Origin of the sequence: Arthrobacter sp. SO3 (genome assembly GCF_020532825.1) — a bacterium.
In the GTDB taxonomy this organism is placed as follows: Bacteria; Actinomycetota; Actinomycetes; order Actinomycetales; family Micrococcaceae; genus Arthrobacter.
Genome location: NZ_MQTS01000188.1, coordinates 12241 through 17279 on the forward strand (window position 1 = coordinate 12241; position 5039 = coordinate 17279).

Here is a 5039-nt window from a genome sequence, read left to right on the forward strand (position 1 = left end):
GGGGGATTCACCGAAGGCATCACGGAAGGTACGGCTGAAGTGGGCGGCATCCAGGAAGCCCCAGCGCGCGGCCACGGCCCCTACCGGCATGCCGGCCAGAAGCGGATCCCGCAGTTCGCGGCGCGCCCCTTCCAGCCGCTGGGTCCGGATCCAGCTCGCCACGGTGGTCCCGGATTCATGGAAGACGTTATGCAGATGCCGGGTGGAGATGAAGTGGGCCGCTGCGATGGACGCCGGCGAGAGCATCGGATCGGCCAGGTTGGCGTCGATGTACTCGCGGACGGAGGCCGCCAGGAGGGCCTGCGGCCGCATCCGGTCCGGGGACATGTCCAGTTCCGAGTGCAGCATCGTGGAGACGAGATCGAGGGCGTTCGTGGCAAGGCGCGAGCCGCTCGGGCCGCTGAGCGCATCCAGGTTCTCCGCGAGGTGGGAGATGAACGGCCCGACGATCCCGGCGAGGCCCCCGTCCGCGGCCATCCGCACGGCCGAAAGCTGCGCGATGCAGTCCGCCGGCAGGGACAGCGCATCCCAGGGGAACATCATCACCATGAGCCGGGCGTCCCCCTCGAAGGCAAGGGTGTAGGGGCGGCTGGTGTCGTAGATGGAGAGGTCGCCGGGGCGCAGGAGGGCCTCGCGGTTGTCCTGGATGAGGAGTCCGCTGCCCTGCAGTTGGAGATTGAGCTTGAAGTAGCGCTGACTGGACTGGGCAATCAGCGCCGGCGTGCGGTGAACTTCATGGCTCGTGGAGGAGACTTCGACGATCGCCACGCGGTCCAGCCTGCGGGCCCGCATGCGGCCGCGGAAGTTGTCCGGATCCCTGCTCGAGGCGCCCAAGGGAACGAAGGACTCCGCGATGAGGTGCCTCCAGTGCTCGAAGGAGGCTGCCGTGCTGGTGTGGAGGTCCTGTCCGGCGGGGCTTGACGATGGGCGGGCTGCAACTGCGGTCATCGAAGATCCTGACGCCGTCGTATTTCGGGGACTGTTTCGAGGAATGTGTTGTAGAACACATTCCTCAGGGTAGCGCCGCAGCCCGCCGATGTCATCTTTTTTCGACGCTCGGCGAATAAAGATCGCGCGCAGGCCCAAGAGACCTGGCGGGCCTAGCAGCCCAGCAGGGTCAGGAATCCCTCCAGCTGCTCGTTCAGCCCGAGTTCCACCTGGCCTTCCGGGGCGAGTGCCGCCGCGATCTGCGCGCCGAGGAGGAGGTTGAGCAGCTGGCCGGCCAGGGCGGCGTCGTTGACGGCGGTGGTGACGGCCCCGGCGTGCCGGGCCTCGGCCAGGTACTGCCGCATGGCCGCAAGCCACTGCTCCATCGAATCCCGGTGGATCCGGGCCTTGCCGGGGTCGTTGATGGCCTTCTGCCAGAACGGGATGACAATCCGGGCCTCATTGATCCGCTCCTCATCCAGCGGCAGCACCTCGACGCAAAATGCCCGCAGGGCCGCGAGCCCGGCCTGCCCGGCGGTGACTTCCGCGATGCGCTCGTTGGTGCGGTTGAAGACGTGCCCGAACGCGAAGGTCAGCAGGTCATCCTTGGTGGGAAAGTACGGCTTGAGGGCGCCGTTCGCAAAGCCGGCCTCGAGGGCAATTTCCCGCATGGTGGCACTTTCTATCCCGAGCCGGGCGATAATCCGCCATGTGGCGTCGACGAGTTCGAGCCGCCGCTGGTCGTGGTTGACAATCTTTGGCACCGGACAGCTCCCCAAATATTTTGCGTCGGACTCTTGTGGCACAGCTTACATTTCCGTATTCTCTACAAGTATAGAAAATAAAGTTCTGACCCGCCAGGGTCCCCAATCGAAGGCCGTCATGATGACCGCACAAGCTGACACCCGCACTCCGTATGGCCCGTACAGTCTGGCCGCGGACGCCGAAATCACCGCAGTCCAAGGCATCCTGCGGGCGGCGGGCCTGCTGGGCAACACCAAACGCATCGCGTACCTGGGCCTGGTGGACCCCGCCAGGAATGCGCCGGAGGCAAACGAGGACCGCCGGTTCCGGGTATTCCTCCATGACATGTCGGGAGGACGCCCGGCGGACGTGACGGTCTCGGTTTCCGGCCGTGCGGTGATCTCTGTCGTCGAGCTGGACACGGCCCAGACCGGCGAACTCCCCGTCCTGGAGGAGGAGTTCGAGGTGGTCGAGCAGCTCCTGGCCACGGACGAGCGGTGGCTCAAGGCGCTGGCCAGCCGCGGCCTGGACGTCAGCAATGTCCGCGTCGCCCCGCTGTCTGCCGGTGTGTTCGAATACCCGGAGGAAAAAGGACGCCGGATCCTCCGCGGCCTGGCCTTCGTTCAGGATTTCCCGGAAGACAGCGCGTGGGCCCACCCCGTGGACGGTCTCGTGGCGTACGTCGACGTCGTCAGCAAGGAAGTCACGCAGGTGCTGGATACCGGCGTCGTTCCGGTTCCCGCCGAACACGGCAACTACACCGATCCGGAGCTGACCGGGCCGCTGCGGACCACGCAGAAGCCCATCACCATCACCCAGCCGGAGGGACCCAGCTTCACCGTCACCGGAGGGAACCACGTCGAGTGGGAAAAGTGGAGCGTCGACGTCGGCTTCGATGTCCGCGAAGGCGTGGTGCTCCACAACCTTGCGTTCCGGGACGGCGACCGGCTGCGTCCCGTCATTAACAGGGCGTCGATCGCAGAAATGGTGGTCCCGTACGGGGACCCGTCACCGATCCGCTCCTGGCAGAACTACTTCGATACCGGCGAATACCTCGTGGGCCAGTACGCGAACTCCCTGGAGCTCGGCTGCGACTGCCTCGGTGAGATCACCTACCTCAGCCCCGTCATCAGTGACGCCTTCGGCAACCCCCGCGAGATCCGTAACGGCATCTGCATGCACGAGGAGGACTGGGGGATCCTGGCCAAGCACAGTGACCTCTGGACGGGCATCAACTACACCCGGCGCAACCGCCGCCTGGTGATCTCCTTCTTCACCACCATCGGCAACTACGACTACGGCTTCTACTGGTACCTCTACCTCGACGGCACCATTGAGTTCGAGGCCAAGGCCACCGGCGTCGTCTTCACCTCCGCCTACCCGGAGGGCGGATCAGCCAACATCTCCCAGCTCGCCCCGGGTCTGGGCGCCCCGTACCACCAGCATCTCTTCAGCGCCCGGCTGGACATGGCCATCGACGGCTTCACCAACCGGGTGGAAGAAGAGGACGTGGTCCGGCAGGTGATGGGCGAAGGCAACGAACGCGGCAACGCCTTCTCCCGGAAGCGCACCGTCCTCACCCGCGAATCGGACGGCGTCCGCGAAGCCGACGCCCGCAGCGGACGGACCTGGGTCATCTCGAACCCTGAGTCGCGGAACCGGCTGGGCGAAGCCGTGGGCTACAAACTCCACGCCCAGGGCCAGCCCACCTTGCTGGCGGATCCGGAATCCTCCATTGCCCGCCGGGCCGCCTTCGCCACCAAGGACCTCTGGGTGACCCGCTTTGCCGACGACGAACGGTACCCGACCGGCGATTTCGTGAACCAGCATGCCGGGGGAGCGGGACTGCCGGCCTACATCGCACAGGACCGGGACATCGACGGCCAGGACATCGTGCTCTGGCACACTTTCGGGCTGACCCATTTTCCCCGGACCGAGGACTGGCCCATCATGCCGGTGGACACCGTGGGGTTCAAGCTGCGGCCGGACGGCTTCTTTGACCGCAGCCCCGTGCTGGACGTCCCCGCCTCCGCCCAGGCAGCCGGCGGCCATTGCCATGCGTAGCAGCTAAGGCATGGCGCGGATCCGGGCGTGCGGCCGGTCAGCCGGCCCCACGCTTCACGCCAGGATGTGCGCCGCGGTCACGGCCGGTTCCTGCCTCTTCCACATGTGGCTGGTGGCGGAGAACCAGCACACGCTATGGCTGAATGCGGTGATGGTTGCCATGGTGGCCGTGTGCCTCCCGTGCACCGTGCACATCTGGCGGCACCTGCGCGTCGGAGCACTGCAACGGGTCATGGTCAGCGCGCTGGCCATGGCCGTCCTGCACGCCTTCCTGTTCCTGGGAGCCGGGCCCGCCGGCCACGACCACGCATCAGCGGCCGCGGCCGCTGCGGGACCGGGAGGCCACCCCGCTGCCCTGTCCCTGGGGGTCATCGGGCTGGAAATTACGACGGCGTTGCTCGCCGCGACATTGGTGGCACGGCTGCGGCTCCGGGGCCGGCGTGCCTCCGCTGCCTTCGCGGCGGCGTAGCGCGGCCGGGAAATGACCCGTGCGGCGGAACGGGGTCTGCCTGGTTCGCCAACCATGAGATGGGGGCTAACGGGACCGCCTAAGACCATGTGGCGGATGCCAGGAGCGCGAAGAGCGGTTCGAAGTCTTACCTGCTGGTGCCGTTGCTCCTGGCGACGATGCCGAGGCCGCGGTCGGGGTAGGGCCGCATGACGTTCCAGAATCCCGCGCCGGCGCCGAAATGCTCCACCCAATGGCCCCGGGTCTGTGTCGGCCGGCGGAACTTGGGGGAGAGGATCCGGGTTCCGTCGAGCTCGCCGTCGCGGAGGTGCATCCGCAGGAATCTGCCGGCGTCCAAAACGTCGCCCACGAGGCCGCCGTAAGCGGGGCCGTCTACATAGAACGGGTTCAGGGACAGGTACGGGCCGTGACGGTCCCCGGCAATCCCTGCCGGCAGCAGGCCGCGCCACAGGCGGTCCATGGCCCGGGGCGACTTGAGTTAGCCGGTCGCCTTGTCCGCGCCTTCTTGATAGCGGAATCCGGTGTGTTCCATGCCGAGGGGTTGCAGGATGGCCTGGTCGACGTAGGCCTCGAACGGCATCCCGGCAGCAGCGGCGATGACCTCTCCGGCCGCCAGGTAGCCGACGTTGGAGTGCCGGGCGCTGCGTCCGGCCGGATGGCGGTAGGCGCGTCGCCTGCCCGCCAGACGGCGGAGCAGGGCCTCGGGGTCCGGGGGCTCCGCATCGGCGGGTGCACCCAGCGAATGGGCAGCGGGTTGCCGAAACCGGCGGTGTGGTTGAGTAACTGGCCCACTGTCGGCGGCGGCGTCCGGGGTAGCGGCAGGTAATTGACGTAC

The 5039-nt window shown here is 67.2% G+C and carries 6 protein-coding genes; 2 read left to right on the forward strand and 4 right to left on the reverse strand.

The window, feature by feature from the left end; translation table 11 throughout:
- Together BJQ90_RS17480 and BJQ90_RS17485 are read right to left on the reverse strand one after the other, a co-directional pair.
- Window positions 1-948, reverse strand: a 948-nt coding sequence (locus BJQ90_RS17480) for a helix-turn-helix domain-containing protein (RefSeq protein ID WP_226761485.1), incomplete at its 3' end; no start/stop codon positions are given.
- Window positions 949-1100: 152 nt separating this feature from the next.
- The gene (locus BJQ90_RS17485; protein ID WP_226761486.1) at window positions 1101-1691 is read right to left on the reverse strand and encodes a TetR/AcrR family transcriptional regulator; all 591 of its coding nucleotides are present in this window, start codon (window positions 1689-1691) and stop codon (window positions 1101-1103) included.
- Between the two features lie 118 nt (window positions 1692-1809).
- Between BJQ90_RS17485 and BJQ90_RS17490 the strand changes: the two genes are divergently transcribed.
- Together BJQ90_RS17490 and BJQ90_RS17495 are read left to right on the forward strand one after the other, a co-directional pair.
- The gene (locus tag BJQ90_RS17490; protein WP_413463711.1) at window positions 1810-3735 is read left to right on the forward strand and encodes a primary-amine oxidase; all 1926 of its coding nucleotides are present in this window, start codon (window positions 1810-1812) and stop codon (window positions 3733-3735) included.
- A gap of 10 nt (window positions 3736-3745) precedes the next feature.
- Entirely contained in the window at window positions 3746-4204 is a 459-nt protein-coding gene (locus BJQ90_RS17495) for a hypothetical protein (protein WP_226761488.1), read from the forward strand.
- A 127-nt stretch (window positions 4205-4331) separates the two neighbouring features.
- Here the strand turns inward: BJQ90_RS17495 and BJQ90_RS17500 are convergent, their stop codons facing one another.
- Together BJQ90_RS17500 and BJQ90_RS17505 are read right to left on the reverse strand one after the other, a co-directional pair.
- A complete protein-coding gene (locus BJQ90_RS17500; protein ID WP_226761489.1) occupies window positions 4332-4664 on the reverse strand; it encodes a hypothetical protein in 333 nt (110 codons plus the stop codon).
- Window positions 4665-4682: 18 nt separating this feature from the next.
- Window positions 4683-5039: beta-lactamase family protein (locus BJQ90_RS17505; protein ID WP_226761490.1), on the reverse strand; the 357-nt coding region annotated here is incomplete at its 5' end.